This is a genomic window from Chitinophaga sp. 01L420, from assembly GCF_056399985.1.
The window spans coordinates 61466-82661 of the sequence record NZ_JBFTSK010000012.1 but is presented as its reverse complement, the minus strand read 5'-3'; the positions used below and the strand labels follow the sequence as shown (position 1 = coordinate 82661).

25 protein-coding genes are annotated in these 21196 nt (G+C 42.8%); 10 read left to right on the top strand and 15 right to left on the bottom strand.

Going from position 1 to position 21196, the window contains the following annotated elements:
- Nucleotides 1-13: 13 nt before the first annotated feature.
- Both AC1DP6_RS13830 and AC1DP6_RS13825 read right to left on the bottom strand, forming a co-directional pair.
- The gene (locus AC1DP6_RS13830; RefSeq protein ID WP_477022254.1) at nucleotides 14-706 is read right to left on the bottom strand and encodes a response regulator transcription factor; all 693 of its coding nucleotides are present in this window, start codon (nucleotides 704-706) and stop codon (nucleotides 14-16) included.
- The gene (locus AC1DP6_RS13825) at nucleotides 703-2184 is read right to left on the bottom strand and encodes a sensor histidine kinase (protein WP_477055358.1); all 1482 of its coding nucleotides are present in this window, start codon (nucleotides 2182-2184) and stop codon (nucleotides 703-705) included. Before AC1DP6_RS13825 ends, AC1DP6_RS13830 begins: the two co-directional genes overlap by 4 nt.
- 200 nt (nucleotides 2185-2384) lie before the next feature.
- Here AC1DP6_RS13825 and AC1DP6_RS13820 point away from each other — a divergent pair, with 200 nt between their 5' ends.
- From AC1DP6_RS13820 to AC1DP6_RS13810, 3 genes are all read left to right on the top strand, one after another.
- Nucleotides 2385-2882, top strand: coding sequence for a heme-binding domain-containing protein (locus AC1DP6_RS13820; RefSeq protein ID WP_477022256.1), 498 nt, complete (start codon nucleotides 2385-2387; stop codon nucleotides 2880-2882).
- A 246-nt stretch (nucleotides 2883-3128) separates the two neighbouring features.
- Nucleotides 3129-4301 (top strand): acetate/propionate family kinase, encoded by a 1173-nt coding sequence (locus tag AC1DP6_RS13815; protein ID WP_477055357.1) that lies wholly within the window; start codon nucleotides 3129-3131, stop codon nucleotides 4299-4301.
- Nucleotides 4302-4332: 31 nt separating this feature from the next.
- Nucleotides 4333-6726 carry a phosphoketolase family protein gene (locus tag AC1DP6_RS13810; RefSeq protein WP_477055356.1) on the top strand — a complete coding sequence of 798 codons (2394 nt, stop codon included), beginning with the start codon at nucleotides 4333-4335 and terminating at the stop codon, nucleotides 6724-6726.
- A 256-nt stretch (nucleotides 6727-6982) separates the two neighbouring features.
- Here the strand turns inward: AC1DP6_RS13810 and AC1DP6_RS13805 are convergent, their stop codons facing one another.
- The 5 genes from AC1DP6_RS13805 to AC1DP6_RS13785 are packed head-to-tail and all read right to left on the bottom strand — an operon-like array spanning nucleotide 6983 to nucleotide 9538.
- Nucleotides 6983-7132, bottom strand: coding sequence for a hypothetical protein (locus tag AC1DP6_RS13805; RefSeq protein ID WP_477022259.1), 150 nt, complete (start codon nucleotides 7130-7132; stop codon nucleotides 6983-6985).
- 12 nt (nucleotides 7133-7144) lie between these two features.
- Entirely contained in the window at nucleotides 7145-7330 is a 186-nt protein-coding gene (locus AC1DP6_RS13800; RefSeq protein ID WP_477022260.1) for a hypothetical protein, read from the bottom strand.
- A complete protein-coding gene (locus AC1DP6_RS13795; protein WP_477055355.1) occupies nucleotides 7327-7845 on the bottom strand; it encodes a flavodoxin domain-containing protein in 519 nt (172 codons plus the stop codon). The genes AC1DP6_RS13800 and AC1DP6_RS13795 overlap by 4 nt, the downstream gene beginning before the upstream one ends.
- 12 nt (nucleotides 7846-7857) lie before the next feature.
- Complete coding sequence (locus tag AC1DP6_RS13790; RefSeq protein ID WP_477022262.1) at nucleotides 7858-8694, bottom strand: hypothetical protein; 837 nt, start codon at nucleotides 8692-8694, stop codon at nucleotides 7858-7860.
- A 10-nt stretch (nucleotides 8695-8704) separates the two neighbouring features.
- Entirely contained in the window at nucleotides 8705-9538 is an 834-nt protein-coding gene (locus tag AC1DP6_RS13785; protein ID WP_477022263.1) for a hypothetical protein, read from the bottom strand.
- A 252-nt stretch (nucleotides 9539-9790) separates the two neighbouring features.
- Between AC1DP6_RS13785 and AC1DP6_RS13780 the strand changes: the two genes are divergently transcribed.
- The gene (locus AC1DP6_RS13780) at nucleotides 9791-10627 is read left to right on the top strand and encodes a hypothetical protein (protein ID WP_477055354.1); all 837 of its coding nucleotides are present in this window, start codon (nucleotides 9791-9793) and stop codon (nucleotides 10625-10627) included.
- Nucleotides 10628-10868: 241 nt separating this feature from the next.
- On the top strand, nucleotides 10869-11327 hold the full coding sequence (locus AC1DP6_RS13775) for a pyridoxamine 5'-phosphate oxidase family protein (protein WP_477055353.1): 459 nt from the start codon (nucleotides 10869-10871) through the stop codon (nucleotides 11325-11327).
- 20 nt (nucleotides 11328-11347) lie between these two features.
- Here the strand turns inward: AC1DP6_RS13775 and AC1DP6_RS13770 are convergent, their stop codons facing one another.
- Entirely contained in the window at nucleotides 11348-11746 is a 399-nt protein-coding gene (locus tag AC1DP6_RS13770; protein ID WP_477055352.1) for a hypothetical protein, read from the bottom strand.
- A 134-nt stretch (nucleotides 11747-11880) separates the two neighbouring features.
- On the opposite strand from AC1DP6_RS13770, the gene AC1DP6_RS13765 reads away from it, so the two are divergent.
- The 3 genes from AC1DP6_RS13765 to AC1DP6_RS13755 are packed head-to-tail and all read left to right on the top strand — an operon-like array spanning nucleotide 11881 to nucleotide 15335.
- Nucleotides 11881-12645 (top strand): LOG family protein, encoded by a 765-nt coding sequence (locus tag AC1DP6_RS13765; protein WP_477055351.1) that lies wholly within the window; start codon nucleotides 11881-11883, stop codon nucleotides 12643-12645.
- 40 nt (nucleotides 12646-12685) lie between these two features.
- Nucleotides 12686-14272, top strand: a complete 1587-nt coding sequence (locus AC1DP6_RS13760) for a sensor histidine kinase (RefSeq protein ID WP_477055350.1) — start codon at nucleotides 12686-12688, stop codon at nucleotides 14270-14272.
- Between the two features lie 4 nt (nucleotides 14273-14276).
- Entirely contained in the window at nucleotides 14277-15335 is a 1059-nt protein-coding gene (locus AC1DP6_RS13755) for a response regulator (protein WP_477055349.1), read from the top strand.
- Here AC1DP6_RS13755 and AC1DP6_RS13750 read toward each other — a convergent pair.
- Nucleotides 15332-15715 (bottom strand): hypothetical protein, encoded by a 384-nt coding sequence (locus tag AC1DP6_RS13750; RefSeq protein ID WP_477055348.1) that lies wholly within the window; start codon nucleotides 15713-15715, stop codon nucleotides 15332-15334. The two genes, AC1DP6_RS13755 and AC1DP6_RS13750, sit on opposite strands and share 4 nt — an antisense overlap.
- A gap of 94 nt (nucleotides 15716-15809) precedes the next feature.
- Entirely contained in the window at nucleotides 15810-16658 is an 849-nt protein-coding gene (locus AC1DP6_RS13745; protein WP_477055347.1) for a universal stress protein, read from the bottom strand.
- Nucleotides 16659-16868: 210 nt separating this feature from the next.
- Here AC1DP6_RS13745 and AC1DP6_RS13740 point away from each other — a divergent pair, with 210 nt between their 5' ends.
- Nucleotides 16869-17372, top strand: a complete 504-nt coding sequence (locus AC1DP6_RS13740) for a hypothetical protein (RefSeq protein ID WP_477022272.1) — start codon at nucleotides 16869-16871, stop codon at nucleotides 17370-17372.
- Nucleotides 17373-17586: 214 nt separating this feature from the next.
- Here AC1DP6_RS13740 and AC1DP6_RS13735 read toward each other — a convergent pair whose 3' ends face one another.
- Genes AC1DP6_RS13735 through AC1DP6_RS13720 form a run of 4 tightly spaced genes read right to left on the bottom strand, consistent with a single transcriptional unit; the run spans nucleotide 17587 to nucleotide 19264 of the window.
- A complete protein-coding gene (locus AC1DP6_RS13735; protein WP_477022273.1) occupies nucleotides 17587-18000 on the bottom strand; it encodes an SRPBCC family protein in 414 nt (137 codons plus the stop codon).
- 4 nt (nucleotides 18001-18004) lie between these two features.
- Nucleotides 18005-18508: an SRPBCC family protein gene (locus tag AC1DP6_RS13730; RefSeq protein WP_477022274.1), complete on the bottom strand. Its 504-nt coding sequence runs from the start codon at nucleotides 18506-18508 to the stop codon at nucleotides 18005-18007.
- Nucleotides 18505-18825 (bottom strand): ArsR/SmtB family transcription factor, encoded by a 321-nt coding sequence (locus tag AC1DP6_RS13725; protein WP_441575772.1) that lies wholly within the window; start codon nucleotides 18823-18825, stop codon nucleotides 18505-18507. Before AC1DP6_RS13725 ends, AC1DP6_RS13730 begins: the two co-directional genes overlap by 4 nt.
- 58 nt (nucleotides 18826-18883) lie before the next feature.
- Nucleotides 18884-19264, bottom strand: a complete 381-nt coding sequence (locus tag AC1DP6_RS13720; protein ID WP_477022275.1) for a DoxX family membrane protein — start codon at nucleotides 19262-19264, stop codon at nucleotides 18884-18886.
- Nucleotides 19265-19566: 302 nt separating this feature from the next.
- Between AC1DP6_RS13720 and AC1DP6_RS13715 the strand changes: the two genes are divergently transcribed.
- A complete protein-coding gene (locus AC1DP6_RS13715; protein ID WP_477055346.1) occupies nucleotides 19567-20016 on the top strand; it encodes an SRPBCC family protein in 450 nt (149 codons plus the stop codon).
- A 110-nt stretch (nucleotides 20017-20126) separates the two neighbouring features.
- On the opposite strand, the gene AC1DP6_RS13710 is transcribed toward AC1DP6_RS13715, so the two are convergent.
- Nucleotides 20127-21077 carry a hypothetical protein gene (locus tag AC1DP6_RS13710; protein ID WP_477022277.1) on the bottom strand — a complete coding sequence of 317 codons (951 nt, stop codon included), beginning with the start codon at nucleotides 21075-21077 and terminating at the stop codon, nucleotides 20127-20129.
- Between the last annotated feature and the right edge of the window lie 119 nt (nucleotides 21078-21196).

The window sequence follows — 21196 nt, the reverse complement described above, 5'->3', positions numbered from 1 at the left end:
TAAAACTTTTCGCTTATGTGATGAGCTTAAATCCACGCGCACGCACATTGATGATCTGGATATTATTATCCAGGCGCAGGTACTTCCGTAGCCGGGTAATATATACGTCCATGTTGCGGGCATTAAAGAAACTGTCATCTCCCCATAACTCCAGCAGTATATCTTTCCGGGAGGTGATGTTACCGAGATTATCAGCCAGCATTTTCAACATATCGGCCTCCCGCTGAGATAAGCGCTGAACATCGCTTCCATGGTGAAGCTCCTGCCGGTTATAATCAAACACATATTCACCGAGGCGGAGCTGACCAGTGGCGGGTGCTTGTTCCGGCATCGTCATCGTTCTTTTCAGCAGGGCATGTATGCGGAGTATCAGCTCCTCCATGCTGAATGGTTTTTTGATGTAGTCATCAGCCCCTGCACGGAAGCCTTTCAGCACGTCCTGTATTTCTCCTTTGGCAGTAAGGAATACAAGTGGCGTTTTATTGTCTGTTGTCCTGATTTCCTGTACCAGTGTAATCCCATCTTTCTTCGGCATCATTACATCTATTACGCATACATCCGGTCTGAAGCTACGATATAGCTCCAGCCCCTGTACGCCGTTAAAGGCTTTGACTACTTCAAATCCTTTCATTTCCAGCGTTTCTGCCAACACACCGGCCAGTACTTCTTCATCTTCTACCAATAACAAACGTATCGGCTGGCTCATAATTTTTTCATTTGTATGGTAAATACAGTTCCTTTTCCCGGCGTGCTCTCTGCGCTGATCGCGCCATTCAGACGTTCTATCAGGCGTTTCGCATGACTGAGCCCCAGCCCGTGTCCTTTTACCTCATGAATATCTCCGTGAGATACACGATAGAATTTATCGAAGATATAAGGCAGGTGTTGTTTTTCAATTCCTACTCCTTCATCTGCTATAAAGAAGAGATAATATTGTTCGTTCTCTCTCACCTGTATGGATATACGTTTTTCTGGTGTGACAGTATACTTGATAGCATTGTCGATCAGGTTGGAAAAAATTGTTTTCAGTGCGACCGGATAGGTGTGCAACAGGTCATTCCCGGTTTGAATATCCAGCTCAATATCCACGCCCGGTAAACCTAAAAACCGTGATACAACTGCTTTCAGCAGCGCTGTGAGGGATACCGTTTCCCCGGCGCCGGCCATATCGTCATCGTCATGTTCAAGTCTTGTCAATGCCATAATATTGTCGACAAGCCCCTGCAATTTGCGGATTTCATCTTGTCCGAGGCGGAGATAGCGTTCGGTTTTTTCCGGATCATTCATGCCACCGAAAGCAAGTAAGGCCTCGTTGGTGGCGCTCAAAATGGCAACCGGTGTTTTCAGCTCGTGGGTAATATTGCTGATAAAATCATTTTTCATCACCTCCAGCTTCTTCTGCCTGACAATAATGCGCCACAATAACCAGATACAGCCAATGATCAGCAATACCAGGAAAAAAGAAAGTATAATTGGCCAGAGAATTTTAAACAGTAACAGGCTGTTGATACCTTCAAATCGCACCAGGAGCATCTCCGACTTATTCTGCCTGACAACAGGTAATGTTACAATACCGGGAGTGTTCTCCCATTGGCTATTGGGTGGTGACAGGGAGATCCTGAATGGCAGCGTAATCTGTCTCTTCTTCAGTTCCTTTTTATAATTAACGGCCAGCAGTACTGTATCTATTTCCACCAGGTTAGACAATGAAAATACATTGGCAATCAGTTTCGTCACATCCAGGCCACTTCCTTCCGCCCTTATTTCTCTTTCAATAATGGTATCGCTGCTGTTATATTTACTCTCATTGGGAAGCTTCGAGACGATCTTAATACCTGGCTGGTTTTTGCTTCTATGCAACAGTGAATCAAAAAAGTTTCTATCTCCATCGCTGATCTTTACACTGCTCCTCACCTCAAATTTCCCGGTGCTGTCACTTTTACTTCCCGGGTCAAACCGTTTCACGGATTCCACCATTGTCACATCATGGGCTTTCTGCAGGGCATCTGTTGCTACCTGCCGAAAACTCTTATCCTGACTGAAATAGGAAGTTCGCAACCAGTATAGCTGAAATGCCAGTACTGCCAGAGCAGTGGGTATTACAATCCACCAGATTCGCCTGATAATAGTGTCCATACCGCAAATGTAAGTGATGCCCGACACCAGCCAAAAGATTATTAACACTCATTAACAGTTTTGCAGGATACGTTAACAGTTGGAATAAGGGATTCTATCCTGCAAAATTGTGCTATCATTGTTTAATGCAAGACAGGTTTTTTGAGGTTAGAGCTGAGATATGGACACTATATGCGTTCCACAGGCTTAAACAGTAACATCGTAACCCTGGCATTAAAATTTAAGTAGTTATTCAAGACTGAATTCATATGAAAAAAAAGAAGATCCTCCTATGGATACTATTACTGATAGCTGTGTTGATACAGTTTTATCGCCCTGCAAGAAATATATCTGCTTCAGCACAGCCTTATGACATCACCACTGCTTACAACACTCCCGCTGAAGTAAAGGATATTTTAAAAAGAGCCTGTAATGACTGTCATAGCAATAACACCGTCTATCCCTGGTATGCAGAAATTCAGCCGGTAGCCTGGTGGATGAACAAACATGTGGCAGATGGAAAACGTCATCTTAATTTCGATGAATTTACGAACAACCGGATTTCCCGGCAGTATAAAAAACTGGGCGAAAGTACCGAGATGGTAAATGAGGGAGAAATGCCATTATCATCTTATACCATTATTCACTCCAATGCCAGGTTAACGGCGTCTGAAAAGAAACTTTTCAGCGACTGGTGCGAAGGAATACGCAGCATGATGAAGGAAAAGTATCCTGCTGATAGCTTTGTTATTAAAAAAAGAGTATAAGCGCAACAGCGCTATGTGCTTATTAATAAAGCATTTAGCACTATTGCCATTTGCATGAATTTTTGTTGCCCCAAACAACCATATACAAGTACCTTGCTCGCTTGTTTCAACAGGCAAAGCGCCCATCCCTCCTGCTATAAAGTGGCAATAATGACTACTATCAAAGATTTACATGACGGCTGTCATAGTAATACGACAACTAAAGCAAGAACTTTGGAACTGCTTACTACACTTTAATACCTTGTTATGCTGTTAATCATTAATGGTGGTTCGTCCAGCATCAAATTTGCCATTTTTAAACAAACTGATCAGCCGGAAAAAGTTCTTTCCGGGCAGATTGATAATATTGGCAAAACTGGCACCAGCCTTAAAACGCTGGAAGCGAACAATAAGGTAGCAGCGGCCATTCCGCTGGATGCTGTCACTAACTATTCTTCTTCCATTCATTACCTGGTAAAATGGCTGGAAAATCATATAGATTTTAATGAGATAACCGCCATTGCTCACAGAGTTGTTCATGGTATGCAACATACTGCACCTGCTGTTATCACGGAAGCTTTGCTCGCATCCTTAAAACAGATCATTCCTTACGACCCCGATCATCTTCCCAGTGAAATCAATCTGATGGAAGTTTTCCGGCAACATTACCCGAATAAAATTCACATTGCCTGTTTCGATACTGCCTTTCACCAGACAATGCCTCGTGTAGCCAGATTGCTACCGATACCCAGAAGATTTGAAAACCAGGGAATCGTCAGGTATGGCTTCCATGGCTTATCCTATCAGTATCTTATGCTGGCATTGGAAAAAATAGCCGGAAAAGAGAGTGCCAATGGCCGCGTGGTACTGGCTCATCTCGGAAATGGCGCCAGTCTGGCTGCTGTGCACCAGGGACAAAGTATGGATACCAGTATGTCCTTTACACCGGCAGCCGGTATTCCCATGAGCAGCAGAAGTGGCGATATTGATCCCGGCGTGGCATGGTATATTATGAAATCTGAGCATCTCTCTGCCGACCAGTTTAATCATCTYATTAATCATGAATCCGGACTACTGGGAATGTCAGAAACGAGTGGTGATATGACAGACTTACTTATACAGGAAAGCTCCGATTTCAGGGCCTGTGAGGCCATCAGCGTATTCTGTTATGAAGTCAGGAAAAAGATTGGTGCTTATTCTGCTGCGCTGGGAGGAATTGATACACTGGTATTCTCCGGCGGTATCGGAGAGAACGCGCCAATTATCAGACAACGTGTATGTGAGCATTTAAAGTTCCTGGGCATCGAACTGGACAATGAGCATAATCAGATGAATAGCAGTCTTATTTCTGCTGATAACGGGAAAGTGGCTGTAAGAGTAATACCGACTGACGAAGAATGGATGTTGGCACAAATAGTGAATGGCATGATCAGCCTTTGAATAATATCATTATCAGAAAAAATTTATCATAATGAATAACCTAACAGAAACAGTCATCAGTAAAGAAGCGCCTTTATCCCCGGCTTTGCTGGATAAGATAGACGCCTATTGGCGTGCCGCTAATTATATATCAGTTGGTCAACTCTACCTCCGGGATAATCCACTGCTGCGCGAACCATTACAGCTGGCGCACATAAAAAAAATGCAATTAGGTCACTGGGGAACCACCCCGGGTCAAAATTTCATTTATACGCATCTCAACAGGGTCATCAGCAAATATGACCTTAATATGCTCTATGTATCCGGCCCCGGGCATGGAGGACCCGCTGTAGTAGCCGGGACTTACCTGGAAGGCACTTACAGCGAAGTATATCCGGCTGTTACACAGGACGAAGACGGACTAAGAAAACTATTTACACAGTTTTCCTATCCCGATGGTATTTCCAGCCATGCTTCCCCGCAAACACCCGGCTCCATTCATGAAGGAGGTGAATTGGGTTACTCTCTCAGTCATTCATTTGGCGCTGTTTTAGATAACCCATCTCTTATTGTAGCCTGTGTTGTGGGAGATGGAGAAGCCGAAACAGGTCCGTTGGCTACTGCCTGGCATTCCAATAAATTCCTGCATCCTGTTACAGACGGAGTTGTATTGCCGATTCTGCATCTGAACGGATATAAGATTTCCAACCCAACGGTATTAGCCAGAATTTCGCATGCCGAATTAGAACAGCTGTTTTCAGGTTATGGCTGGACACCTATTTTTGTAGAAGGTTCAGATCCTGCAGACATGCATCAGGCCATGGCGGCGGCATTGGATAGGGCCATCACCCAGATCAGCCATATAAAACAGGATGCAGCAGATCATATAAAAACAGATCGTCCGCGATGGCCTATGATCATCCTGAGATCTCCCAAAGGCTGGACCGGACCTAAAATAGTAGATGGATATAAGATAGAAGGTAATTTCCGTTCTCATCAGATACCGCTGGCTGTTTCTGCCAATAGCCCAGCAGATCATCTTCCCATGCTGGAAGCCTGGATGAAAAGCTATAAACCCGAAGAACTCTTTGACGAAAAAGGACAGCTGAAAAAAGAGATAGCAGCATTGGCTCCTAAAGGAGAAAAACGGATGGGAGCTAACCTTCATGCTAATGGTGGCTTGCTCACAAAAACACTCAGAATGCCTGATTTTTGTAATTATGCAGTTAACCCCACTGAACGGGGAAAATTAGGCGAAGGAGATGTTCATGTTAGCGGGCGCTTCTTACGGGATATCATTCATCTGAATAAAGACAACAACAACTTCAGGATCTTTGGTCCCGATGAAACGGTATCCAATCGCCTGGAGGCAGTGTTTGAAACCACCAGCCGGCAATGGAATGCCGACACTGAAAAAAATGATGAGTTCCTGGCTCCCACCGGAAAAGTGATGGAGATGCTGAGTGAACACCAATGTGAAGGCTGGCTGGAAGGCTATCTGCTGACAGGCAGACATGGAATATTCAACTGCTATGAAGCCTTTATTCATATCGTTGATTCCATGTTTAACCAACACGCGAAATGGTTAAAAATGACCCGCGAAATTCCGTGGCGCAGAAAAATCCCATCATTAAACATACTGCTTACTTCCACCGTTTGGCGACAGGATCACAATGGATTCACACATCAGGATCCTGGCTTTATTGATCATGTTATTAACAAGAAAGCTGAGATTGTAAGGGTATACCTTCCGCCCGATTCAAACTGCCTGTTATCTGTAATGGATCATTGCCTCCGCAGTATGCATTACGTGAATGTAATCATTGCAGGAAAACACCCCTCCCCTCAATGGCTCAATATGGAAGAGGCTATTCAGCACTGCAGCCGGGGATTAAGTATATGGGGCTGGGCGAGCAACGACCAGGAATGCGAACCGGATGTAGTGATGGCCTGTAGTGGCGATGTGCCAACATTGGAAACCCTTGCTGCCGTATCTCTCCTGAGGAAACATCTGCCGGAAGTTAAGATCAGGGTGATCAATGTAGTGGATCTCCTGAAGCTGGAAAGACAAACAGAACACCCACACGGATTAAGCGACAAGGATTTTAATGCGCTTTTTACTACTTCCAGCCCTGTCATCTTTGCCTTTCATGGTTATCCCTGGCTCATTCACCGGTTAACCTACAGCAGAATCAATAATAGTAATATCCATGTAAGAGGATACAAAGAAGAAGGCACTGTTACTACTGCCTTTGACATGACTGTACTGAATGAAATGGACCGCTTCCACCTGGTAATGGATGTGATAGATCGCTTACCTCAAACCGGTAGCAGAGGTGTTTATCTGAAGCAGTTGTTGCAGGACAAACTGGTGGAACATAAACAATATATAAAAGCGAATGGGGAAGATATGCCTGAAATAAGCAACTGGCAATGGGAATATTAACGTATAGAAAAGCGGATGTTTTACATCCGCTTTTTTCATCATTTTTTCGCCTCTTCCATTTTGGACCTGGGTATAATTGTGGATGATCTCCTCCCTTTATTATGCCTGGTCGTATCTGTAACGTCAACATTATCGCGTTCAACACTGACAGGTGTTCCGACCGGTGATATAATCGCTTTATGCGGATGCCCCACCAACTTCACATCTTCCCATTGCTGAAAAAACAGCAGGTCTACAGGGGCAAAAATATATAGTGCTAAGGCTCCTGTCCATACAAAAACTGTATTGCGGCTCTGGTTATTCGCATATCTGTCGTTAACGTATCTGCGGTAGCCGGCATCTTCCAGCTATTATCTATCACTGCCTGTACCAGCGCAGGCTCATAATCTTTTGCATCCAGCCCCATACAGATAGCTTGCTAAAAATAGCGGGCCAGCAAATCCAGCTGATGTCGGCCTGCTGCAGTAAGCCAGACAGGTTGCCCGTCCATTTTCTGATAAAAAATATCTGTAGCGGAATCTGTTACCGGCCAGCTATGTGGGTTGTGCGGTAAGGCAGCACAAAATCCCGGCAATGATAGTAATATAAAAATGAAACTTTTCATTTAACAGATACCTCATTTAGTTTACCCAGCATATCAACGATTCCGAAAAGCAATTCTCTTTTCACATCATTATAATCTGTAGTTACAATACTTTCACCACGGCCTTTCGCCAGACTGGAGCCTATCCTCAGCAAAATCTTATCCGAAAGGGAAAGCTTATTGAACTCCAGCTTGCCTGGAAGGAAAAAGCAATTACACCTGGTTCTGATTTCAGCCGCAATATTAGCGGTAATGTATTCCTGTAACTTCTCCTTTTCTGAAACAGGTGTGCCTGCTACCAGGAAAAGAAACAGCTCCTTACTTACCAGCAACTTACGGTGCTTCTCTATCCATTTGCGTAACTGCAATTTCCCTATATAAACACTGGTTCCCATAATTATATAATCAGCTGCTTTCAATTGTTCCTCCATCTCGCTCCCAGCCAATATTGCCGGTATATTGAGGATATTGCCTAACCAAATGGCATACTGACGGGTAGCCCCATATTTTCCTTTATAAATGATGATGCCTTTCATAAAAAAAATGCTTTAAGGGTGCGTGATAAAAACAGGAATATTAGTAGTACGCAATATATTTTCGGCATCACTATGATGGAAAAACCGGGATATATCACTCCGTCCAAAAGCACCATAGGTGATTATGCAATCGTTTCGTCTTATTAATAACGCAAGGAAGGCCGTTGCAGGCTCTCCATTCATAATAACAAATTCTACCCTGTCATAATGCGTTTTCAGATAGCTGCGCAGATGATATTCAAACGGCATCACCTTCTCGTTGTCTTCTGCTACATAGACTACTTTTACCGGCATATCTTTAAAACCCGGGAAAAGCAGTGTAAACTGCCGGATCGCATAAATGGAGGAATAGGTACCGTTATAAGAAAATATTATTTCTTTAATCGGCGAAAGTACATCCGGCAATACCATCACGGGGGATTCTGCCTCCACCAGGACGTCCTTTACAAACCGTGGCGACTGACTGTCTGAGAGGGCGGCAAAAGACGTGCTGTTACTGATCATTAACAGATCTGCAAAACGGCTGGCCGCCACCACTTCTTCCACGGGATAATTAACTGATTCTTTGATTTCAATACCAATATGATCGTTATCGCAGATCTGATGCAGCTGCCTGATATTTTTATTTCGCTGCCATTGAAGCGCAGCCCTGCCTTCGGCACTGATCTGATCATAGGTGACCGCATAGGATTCCGGCAACATACTGGCCACGGGAATAGTACCGGTGGTCAGATTATCCATACAAACAACTGTTAATGCACTGTCAGCCTCGCGTGCAAAATATTTAAAGCCCTCCATCTGATTATCAGAAAAATGTAAGGCATCAATGGCTGCTATAATCTTTTTCATAAAACATTGGTTAGTGATGTGAAATAAATATTGGTTGAGTAACTAATTTTACTACTGGATCTGCCGGATTTTGAAATACAACTTTTGATAACAAACTTCGTCCATAAGCCCCCATCACAATAAATACGTTCTCTTTAACAAGCAGGTATTCCATCAGTCGTCCGCTTATATTGGTATCTTCCAGCACAATCAGCTTTGCATCTTCATAGTGTACGCTTAACCACTCTTCCAGCCTTGCCCTATCCCCCTTCATCTGGCTGGCCGTTTCTGTAACACTCAATACGGTCACCTTACTATGCCTCAATGCAGGAAATAAATGGGTAAACTGCTTAATAGCAAACATAGACGAACTGCTGCCATTAAAGGTGAAGATTACTTCATCAATTCCATCGAAGTTTGATGGCGCGATAATAACCGGGCACTCCGACTTTTCTAATATTTCTTTTACAAAAGCAGTAGGGCTGCTTTCCGGTCGCCACGAAAAGCTGGTAGCGGCATCAACTACCAGCAGGTCTGCATACCTGCTTTCCTTCAGTACTTCTGCCACTGGCATTCCCAAATTCTTATGTATGTCACAGTTAACACCATTTGCTTCACAGATATTTTTAAACAAAGAGATATTCTCATCCCTGTAAAGCTGTTTCTGTACATCAAGTGACACACCTGGAACCGGCGCACAAACAGCTATCTCCTGGATAGCTTCACTGGACCTGAGTTCCAACTCCTGGTTTTCAAGAAATATACCTGTCACTTTTGAATGCGTCAGGTTACCCAGGTAACAGGAAAAATCAAGACACTCCCTGCTCATGGTAACTGCATCTGATATAAATAATACCTTTTCCATAAATAATATTTTTGAATTTATAAACGCCTTTCAACACTGCTGACCGGGCTTGATAAAACTGTCTGTCGGTCTTTTTGCTTAGTGAATAACTTTGATGCTAAGCTACCTTCTCTGGTATCTGAAAAAAATGATGGTTCTCACCCCACTTGCTGATTGAAATCATAAAACCCGTAATGTATCCAAAATCATATCCAGCTATGACTATGGTCATATTTAAACGATTTCAGCCTGGCTATCTTTAAACAAAAAAAGATGGAAAAGATATTACTGGTAGTGTGTGGTGCAGCACCCACGCAAACCACCCTCAATTTCGCCTGCTATCTGGCCAATATGACCCGCTCACGACTGACAGGCTTCTTCTTTGAGAAGGAACACTATACTTCTGAACCCGCATTAAAACAGGTATATGGCATGCCCTATGTAGAAAGTGTTACCGCCGGCGGCCTTCCAGAACACTACCTGAAGGCAGAAAGAATAGAAGACTATATGCGGTTATTTGAATATACTTGTGAAAGCAAAGGAGTACGAGCCTCTATAAGATACCTGGAGGATAATATCGTTGAAAGCCTCATCAATGAAAGCAGATTTTCGGACCTGATTATAGCAGATGCAGCGGTTTCCTATATTTCAAAAACACAGGAGGCGCCCTCAGCGCTACTACAACATCTTCTGGCCGCCGCACAATGCCCTGTAATAATAGCACCTTCTTCTTTTACGCCTGTTAACGAAGTGGTTTTCTGTTACGATGGCAGCCCATCTTCTATTTTTGCGATGAAGCAACTGACTTACCTCCTGCCTGAACTGGGAGAATCCAAAGCCACGGCAGTTCAGATCAGCGAAGAAGATATTCCGGCCAGCGAAAAAAAATGTATTACAACATGGATGAGCAGGCATTTTGAAAGTTCAGATTTTGTTACACTGAAAGGAAATACAGAACAGGCATTATTTGATTATCTATTCAAAAAACAACAAACGCTGGTGGTAATGGGAGCATACGGCAGAAGTATAGTGTCCCGGCTGTTCAAACATAGCCACGCTGATTTGTTGATTAAAACACTGGCTTGTCCGCTTTTCATAACACATTATTGATTGTTGGTTTCATTTACATCAACTTACTGTTATGTTACACACGTTATCTCATACACCCGGAAGATATGCTATCAGGGAATACGGCACTACCATAATTTCCTGGGGGATCAGCATAATACTGCTGATTATTGGATTTCCTATCTCAATACTACTTATAAAACAACTACTCCTGGTGTTCTATGAAATACTTATCCAGTACCGATATTGATACTTATTTTTTTGATCTTCTTAATATACGCTAATGTTAGGTAAACTTAATAATGACGAAATTGACCAGGTTCTGGCAAACAATATTATGGGTCGTATCGGATGTACGGATAAAGAAAAAGTATACATTGTACCTGTTAACTATGCGTTCAACGATACTTACATTACCGCACACTCCCAGGAAGGGATGAAGATAGAAATGATGAGAAAACACCCACACATCTGTTTCCAGGTAGATGAAATTATCAGCCCTACCAATTGGCGCAGTGTTATCGTTTGGGGAGATTATGAAGAAGTGATGGATCCCAGGGAAAAATACTATGCGATGAAATTCCTTGTGGGCCGCCTGTCCCGGCAGCAGGTAAGTGAAACGGCCGGTGTATCACAGATGACACAGGAAATGGGCATACAACAAACTTCTATTAATATTATCCGGCCTGTACTTTACAGAATTCGTATCCATGAAAAATCCGGCAGATTTGAAAAAGGGTAATCCATCTGCCGGTAACTACTTCAATCATCATTCGAATTTTGCGGAAACTGCAACCTGGAGCGTTTTACTGGTCTTCCTGCATTATTCAGCTCTTCCAATGTCCAATTATCTGTTATGGTAGTTTCCAGCCACAAATTTCCTGCTTTGCGGAGTATCTGTACGCTCAATCCGAAAAGGTAGCTAAAATCATGCTCCACCGCAGCAGCTGTCCGGTAATAACTGATATCCAGCCATCCGAAGCTATGTATCATTCTTATTTTTTCAATTGGCGTATCAGATGATATTTTCTCGGCTTCGGGAGAACAGGTTCCTTTTGTATGTGGTTTCCTGAAAAACTCCAGTCTCAGGTAGGGGTACATGGTTTGGAACTTCTCCTGTATATCCCTTACCACTGCTTCTTCGCTAATATATATCTGCATAAAAAAGTGTTTTAGTTAATACAAGTTTAGCATAGTTCACTTGATAAGAAAATGAGCATAATCAGCCTGTCATATGACAGCGGTCATGCGTGCTGAGTCAGGATAATTGGATATTGAGTACTCAATACTTCACTATGTCAGTAGTAAATATAAACCGACAGAAGTCCAATACAGTAAAGGAACTGCCGGGTCATGAAGAAAAATATTTTCTGGAAGGTCCCCGCTCCAGGGCAAAGGAGTTTCTCTTTTCGCTAAAAGTACTGGTTGAATTTATCCGGGGATTCAGGATCTTACATTTTGCAGGGCCGTGCATAGCCGTATTTGGCTCAGCAAGGGTACAACCAGGATCAGACTATTATGAGTTGGGACGAAAAACAGGAGCGGGTATTGCCAGACTTGGTTTTGCTGTCATGACAGGGGGCGGCCCGGGTATTATGGAAGCAGCTAACCGGGGCGCAAAAGAGGCCGGTGGTAAATCTGTTGGATGTAACATCAGCTTACCAAGAGAACAAATCGCAAATAAGTACCTTGACCTGCAATTCAACTGCAAGTATTTCTTCGTGCGTAAAGTACTGATGTTCAAATACTCATATGGATTCGTGATCCTACCAGGTGGTATTGGTACCCTCGATGAATTCTCGGAGGCACTTACTTTGATACAGACCCATAAAATCCTTAACTTTCCATTGGTCCTGATGAACCGCGGTTATTGGGAACCACTGATGCCCATGTTTCACAAAATGATTCAAAGTTATATGATAGCCCCTACTGATCTGCAATACATACTACTAACGGATTCCATTGAAGAGGCCATGGAACATCTGCAAAAATATGCCGTGGCCCAATACCATGTAAAACGCAAAAAGGAATTTCGCCGCTTTGCACTTTTAGGAGAATAAAAAAATTTATTACTATTATATAATATTACTGACTGACATTATGAGCTTATCTATTGGCGATCTGGATATAAACTTTCAATTGAGCATTTTTGCGGCTATCCTGGAACGCATTCCGGGTCTGGTAGCTGTAAGAGAACTGGAAAATGGTAAGTTGATTTATATTAATGATACTGGCATTAAAATGTTGGGAACAGCCGATTATCCATCGCTGGAGCTCATCATGGAGCAAAATAAAATAGGCGTCATTAATACAACAGGAGATAACACCCCGGGGGATTTGACGGTGAAGGAACGGGCGTACAAAAACGTAAAAGGAGAAACCTTTACGGGGATATATGAAGAACTTTTCCTTAAGCATAATGACAAAGATTATTGCTTTTGCAGGATCACAGATATCTTATCTGACCGGCGTCATAAACAGCAGCTCAATAAAGAATTGGAGCGTTTTGGGGCATTATTCGATTATGCAAGTATTGGAATTCTTGTTGCGAACAAACAGGGAGAGATTGTTCTTATCAATGATTTTGCCCTGCAGCAGTTTGGTTATAAGCGGGAAATGCTATTGGGAAAGAAAGTCGAAATTTTAATTCCTCAGCGTGTCCACCAGCGCCACATTGGACACAGGGAAAGATATAATGYGGATCCACAGAGCAGGCCAATGGGCATCGGCCTTGATCTTTATGCTGTTCGCAAAGATGGAACGGAATTTCCGGTAGAAATCAGTCTTAGTCATTACTCCAATGAAGAAGGTAATTTTGTCATTGCCTATATCAGCAATATTACAGAAAGAAAAAAAGCAGAAGAACGGGTAGAAAAGCTTTACAATGAACTGGAAGAAATGGTGGAAGACCGCACCATGCAGTTGCGCAAGGCATTAGAAGAACTGGAAGCGTCTAAAGAAGAACTTACCATCGCACTAGGTAAAGAAAAAGAACTGGGGGATCTGAAATCCCGCTTTGTTTCCATGGCTTCCCATGAATTCCGTACACCGCTGAGCACTATTCTTTCCTCTGCATTTCTTGTAAAACACTACGATACCGATCAGGATCAGCCCATCCGTAATAAACACTTACAACGAATTGTCAATAATGTCAGCCTGTTAACGGATACCTTAAATGACTTCCTTTCAGTTGGAAAAATTGAAGAAGGAAAGATACAGGTACGAAGCGCTGAATTTGAAATTGAAGAACATTTCAATACGATTATCCAGGAAATGCAGGGTATTGTAAAAGACAATCAGATCATTAAATACAAACATACTGGTGGGAAAAACCTGGTATTGGATCCTTCGCTGATAAAGCATATCGTCATGAATTTGCTGGGTAATGCCATCAAATTTTCAAAATCCGGCAGCCTTATAGAAATTGAAACCCAAAAAAAAGAAGATGAATTCACACTACTGGTGAAAGATAACGGTATTGGCATGTCGGAGGAAGATCAGGAACACCTGTTTGAACGATTCTACCGGGGCGGYAATGTCAGTAACATTCAGGGGACGGGCCTGGGCCTTCATATTGTTCACAGATATAGTGAGATGATGAATGGCAATATTTTATGCACCAGTGAATTAAACAAAGGCACTACCTTTACTATTGTTTTCCCTATTGACAAAGAAAACGTCCTATAGCAATATGAAAAGAATACTGTTGATTGAAGACAATGAACAACTGCGCGAAAACACAGTGGATATTTTATCCATTGCCGGCTACAACGTACTTACTGCTGATAATGGGAAAACGGGTGTGGAAATGATATTACAGCATCAGCCCGACCTGGTGATCTGCGATATTATGATGCCGGTACTGGACGGCTTCGGCGTTTTACAGCTCATGCAACAGCATGAAGCCGTAAAAGACACACCATTCATTTTTCTGACAGCAAAAACAGAAAGGGCGGATTTCAGAAAAGGAATGGGCATGGGAGCAGATGATTACATAACAAAGCCCTTCACCGGAACCGAACTATGGGACGCCATAGCCAGCAGGCTAAGAAAAGCAGCCATTAAAAACCAGCAGTTCCCACCCAACCTGCAAGGCTTAAATAAACTCATGTATGAAGCCACCGGGAAAGATTCTCTTAAGGCACTGGCGGAAGGAAGGAATATTGATAAATACAAAAAAAAGCAAGCCATTTATACAGAGGGCAATCATCCTTCCAGGTTATTTTTTGTTCAGAAAGGAAAAGTAAAAACCTGTAAAAGCAATGACCTGGGAAAAGAACTGGTAACAGAGCTTTATAGCGATGGGGACTTTTTAGGATATACAGCCTTACTGGAAGGATCTGTTTATAAAGACTCCGCCGTTGCAATGGAAGATACTGAAATTGCAGTGATCCCATTAAAAGACTTTGAGGAATTGCTTCATAACAATTATGAAGTTGCGCTCCAGTTTATCCGGATGCTGGCTAAAAATGTGGCTTCCAGAGAACAACAGTTGCTGGGGCTTGCGTACAATTCCCTCAGGAAAAAAGTAGCGGAAGCATTATTAAATCTCCATAAAAAATACAACCCTAAGAACGAACCACCATTCATCGTAAAAATCAGCAGGGAAAACCTCGCCAATATTGCCGGAACCGCCACAGAATCCCTTATTCGTACCTTAAGTGACTTTCGTGATGAGAAACTCATAGATATAAAAGAAGGTGTAGTAGTTATTCTTGATGAAAAGAAACTGGCTAATATGATATACTAGACGGCGGGAAAATATGTATGCAGATATCTTTTAAAGTCCATCGCCAGGGTCTCAAAACTATCCTGTAAAGTATCAATTTTGGCTGCCAGCATCTCCTGCAGTGCCGTAACACGCGCCGGATAGATCGCCGTCCTGCTATCATRTTGCATTGCCTCCAGCAGCTCTCTTACTTCATGCCTCAACAATCCTATCTGTTCATCTATCTTCAGAAATCTGTGCTGAAAAACTTCCAGGTGCCCCAGATGTCTTCTATCAAAATCATTAGACAGAATATCGGCCAATTGCGTCTTAAAAATAATGGTTTCATCCTCCATCACCCTTAGTATATACTTCCAGGATTCGTGTGGTAGTAAACGCCCATCTAAATTATCTTGCATCATCTTATTGTTTAATATTAAATTGTCTAAGTTATTGTCAAACGAATCGGCAGAACATGACCACGATCAGTATTTTGACTATTTATGATCATAGTTATTATTTATTATGAGCAATAAACAGGGGAAATGGTAATGTTTGCATCAGTACGTCTGCCATACTTTCCTGGAACCAGCGGGAAACAGTACTGCGCCTGTAAGCCCCCAGCACTGCGATGGTTCCTTCCACCTCCCCTAGCATATAGCTTACAATTTCCTCTTCCGGAACGCCTTCCATTACCTTATACCCGGCATCCGGGAAATGTCTTTTAATAAATTCTTTTATAAGATGTTTATTCTCCAGATGATTTCCCTCGGGATTGACGGATAACACAGTGGTTGGTAATGTTTGCAAAGAAGTCAGCAGGTAGTTATACATTTTTATAGCATATACGGAAGATGGCTCCCCGTCATACAACAACACTACATTATTGATATCACTGAAAACAGGAGGCACCATCACCTGGGTAGGCACAACTAGTACGGGGCATTGCACATCTGCCAGGAGATCTCTTATAAAACGGGTAGGCGGCTTCGTATCATCGTGCACAAATGTTTCACGGGCATCCACAATGAGCAAATCTGCATAAATGCTCTCTTCCAGCGCAGCCAGGAGCGAAATATTTCTATTGCGGTGAACACTGTAGGCTATCCCTGCTTTCTGGCAGGCGGCCTCAAATATACCAGCAGCCGCTTCGCGCTTCTCCTTATCCGCAGCTTCAAGTTGTCTGATGGTTACCTCGGCTGTTCCTGCTTTCAACAATTGGTGCAAACTGAAACTATTGTAGGTAAAATCCTGGCAGAAAACACCGGTCAGGTGTGCTTTCTGTTGCTTCGCAATCAATATGGAATAATGGAGGGTACTCTCAGAAAATCTGAGTCCATCAAATATGGCGGCTATCTTTTGCATCGTGTTTTTAATTTTATTCAAATCTACCACCGGAAAGAAAAATGAATTATGACCCTTATTAGGGCAAACTATGATTCTCGTCATCCCCGGAATGATGATGTGAATCAAGAATATATATGACCGGCATCATTTATCCAGGGCTGCTTTTCCTTTAATTTTATTATCAACAAGAGAATTGATTTCCATTGATCATATTTTAAAATTGATATCATGCATGCAAATATTTTCTCCCTCACCTACCTGATAGCCAATGCAGTCAGTCTGGCAATACTGATAACTGCTATTTTCTGGCCTCTTATCGCCCGGCTCCTGCTGGCACTGCTCTTTATTGGCGCCGCGCTCTTCAATGCCTTCATGGCTATCCGGTCACCGGAACTGTTTATGGCATATGGAGCAATGACTGTTTCAGCCGTTTACGAACAGTTCATTTATGGTGCATTTCGTGATAATACCACTGCTATTGTCGTGTCTATTTCTATATGTCAGCTGGCAACAGGCATTTTCATTGCTGCCAGGGATGCACTGCTGAAGCTGGGGTTAATTGCAGCTACAGTTTTTCTGGTAGCAATAACGCCACTTGGAGCAGGCGCCGCTTTTCCATCCACGCTTCTGCTGGCAGTTGCTGCCATCATATTACTCTTTAAGGAAAGGTATCTATCCGCACACCTGGTACATTTCCCTTTGCGTCATCGTTTTTTAAATCAAAAAATATGAAAAAAGAGTAGCGAAAAAATATACGGTCTCGTGGTTATAATGTCACCGTCTGTCACTTTTTTAATCGTAAATTCGAGGGCATGTATGCGGAATACAACGCTTTATTACAGCATAAGCTGAAAAGCCGGCAGATATTGTATCTGCCGGCTTTTCAGCTTATGCTGTATATCAGGTTACATTATCGAACTTCAATGGATATACTAAATATCCCGCTTTAGTTTGATTCCGTATATTTTTTGAAATTGTCGAGAATTGCCTGCCAACCACTCTTTTGCATTTCTATTGGATTTTCCTGTTCCGCGTCAAATGTTACAACAATTTCGGTTTTATCTCCTTCCTTATTAAAGTTAACGGTTACCTGTCTGCCATCCGGCATGGTATAGGTAAATTTTTCACCATCAACAATTTCATTATAAGTAGCCTCAAAGTCAAAGCCAAAACTTCCGTCTTTCGCTTCCATTCTTGCTGAATATTTACCACCTACGCGCATATCATTTGCAGCAGCAGGGCATTGCCAGGAAGGGTCTGCAAAATTCCATTTTGTAATGTGTCCGGGTTGGGTATAATAGTCCCAAACTTTATGAGTATCTGCATTTATGCTGGCGGTAACCGTAACCTTGTTGCTCATATTTTTACTTATTTATGGTTAATAATAATTGGTCTAATTTTTCCAGGGTTGCCAGCATCCCTTGTTCCATGCCCATCTGCACCACCTGTTCCAGATCTGACAAAGATTTATAGGTGACGATCGTTTCTACTAAAGCGTTTTCACCCTTGTCTATAAAAGTCACCAGCCACTCGGCGCTGGGCAGGTCTTTATTTATTTCACCTTCGGCATTAGAGAAAGCGTCTAAGGAAGTGTAGTAGTCAATTGGTTTTATTTTCAGATACGTTGTATATCCCCAATATTCTGTACCGTTGGGTTCTACCATGGCGTAATGCCAGTGACCTCCTTCACGGAAGTCCATTGATTTTGTTTTTGTGGTAAGTGGAGCGGGCGCAAACCACCTGTCAAGTAATTCACTTTTGGTATAACAATCCCAAATCAATTGCCGGTCGGCTAAAAACTCACGTCTGATGGTCAGCGTATTTTCTTTCTTATCTACGAGGAAGTCGAATTGCAAATTGTTTTTCATTTCTTTTGTTTTTTAATCGTTGCCAATAGTTGATCGAGTTGATCGAAACGGCTCTCCCAAATCTTTCTGAATTGTTCCAGCCATTTGTCGATCTCTTTCATTTTATCAATTTCAAGCTGATAAAAAATTTCCCTTCCCTGGTATGCCTGTTTTACCAGTTCGCATTCCGTCAATATTTTCAAATGTTTGGAAATTGCCTGTCTCGTCGTGTCAAAATGCTCGGCGATAGCATTAGGTGTCATTGCATGTACTGCAATTAAAGCGATGATGGCCCTCCGTGTGGGGTCGGCGATGGCCTGGAAAATATCTCTTCTCATTAAAGTATCGTTTATGTATGGGGCCCGATTGATGGCAATCAGGCCCCATACCACTAAATTACTTTTCTATCATGGGAAGGTACTTTCCCCTGTTATCAATTATTACCCAAAGAATGACTGCAATCAACACAAATGCAATAGGCAGAGCGGATGGAGCCATGCTGATGCAGGCAAGCAGAATGCCCGTTAAAACAGGTAAGATCACAATTGCGCCAAGCGCCCTCGTCCTCCCTGGGATCAATAACAAGCCGCCGAGCACTTCTATGGCGCCCACCAATGGCATGAGCCAACCTATTTCCATAAAGGCCATCCCTGCTTTCACCATTTTATCAGGCATGTCTTTAGGAACCGGCATATAGTGAAAGAATTTATCCAGGCCTGCATTAATAAACAGGAGGCCGGTCAATAGACATAAAATAAAGAGGATTTTACTTTTCATAGTTATTATTTTAATTACGCAACTAATCGGTTGCAAATATATGTGCAACTGATTGGTTTCTCAAATTTTTCTTTAATTTTCAGGAGATAAAAATTTGGGGGGCTGTATCGGTTATGAGAAATGCTTTTGCAAATATGGTCGCAAATAACCCGTAGACTGTCGTATTTAGCCTCTGTCAAAACCAAATTTTCCTTCCATCTTTACAATACTGAAATGAACAAATAAACTAAGTGGAGCAGCGACCACTAAAAAAACGGGCGGAACCGAAAAGCCAGAAGAGTAGGAAATGAAAATAAGATGTTATGTCAGACAATAATGTTTCGTTGCACCGGGTTCTCAAAGCGTCTCCGGAAAAGGTATACCGCGCATTCACTGAAGCGCTGGCCATTGCTTCCTGGCTGCCTCCATATGGCTTTCTTTGTACTGTTCACGAAATGAACGTAAAACAGGGAGGCACCTTTAAGATGTCATTTCAAAATTTCACCACCGGCAACGGTCATTCATTTGGTGGAGAATACCTGGAGCTCAAACCCAACGAGTTGCTGAAGTACACCGATAAATTTGATGACCCGAACCTGCCTGGTGAGATGGTCACTACTGTTTTGCTTCGGAAAACGTTGGTAGGTACAGAAATAAAAATCACACAAACAGGTATTCCTGTTGTCATACCTGCAGAAATGTGCTACCTGGGATGGCAGGAGTCGCTGGAGAAATTAGCGAAGCTGGTTGAGCCTGAAATACCAGATGCCTGATCCGGCTGAAAGCTCCGCCGGTCCTGTAATCATGAGGTGTTATGATAGAAATGAAACCTTGCTGGCTAAGCCAGCAAGGTTTCATGGCCCGGAACCGTTTTAAGTCATTATCAATAATAAATATCCACGATACCGTTAGGAGTACCTGGCGTAACAACAGTAGCATGTTGTCCACAGTCGGTGACCGCATTGGCCACGCTCCATGACAACGGCGCCTGTGCACTGCCTACCTTCAGCTCAATTGCACTAAGCCTTGTTTTAGCCGTATTTGGGTAGTTGGAGCAACTTGCAACGCCATATGCTTCCAATGATTCAGCAGCCCAGTAAAGCTTGGGAATGTTGTTAACGGTAAGCGTAATGGAGGGATAGCCTGCAAAAGCAGAAGTGTAGCTATAAGTACTTCCACTTCCTCCAATAAGACTCATGATACCCTGCAGGTTAGTACCAGGAGCTACCCGTATCAGGTTGCTGAATACGGAATTATTACCTACATACCAGTTGGCAATAGCCCAATAGTTACCACCACCGGCGGCAGACGGTCCCCACTGCAATACAGGTTGCAGGATGTTGTTGGCATTCTGTAAACCATTAAAGAGGAAGATCGTTTGACCGGAATTTACCGCCGGCGCAGGCGGAACTGTCCAGTTAGTATTAAAATAAGAAATAGGCGTAGCCGAACTGTTCGTCCAGTAAGTGTAGGTGATCCAGCCGGAACCGAGTGGGAATATATCCTTTCCGGATTTCTTTGTATTACCCGGATAAAAAGGCGTGTTCCCGCTTGTTTGTTCAATAGCGCCGTAATCGGCTACCACTTTACCCTGGCGGTCATACTTACGAAGCCTGCTGCCTTCTCCACTCAGGTATTCGCCGGTTTCAACATGATGCACCAGTGACTTATTCACCCAGCCTGCGGGTGTAAGTACCTCGTCCTGGTGATTGGTTGTTTGCACTTTATCAGCAGGTGCGACTGCGTTATCGGCTGAGGAGCCGGACTGCTCTTTCTTACATGCAGTGAATATGGTAGTACTCAACAATAGAAAGGAGAGAATGTATTTGCTCATAAAACAGGGTTGGGTTAAAAAAAATGATTAAGAGAGAAACGGTTGATTGGGTTATTACTAAAGTAAAATAACTCACTGCAAATATGCCGCAGTTATCATTTAAAAGCAGGGGCGTTATG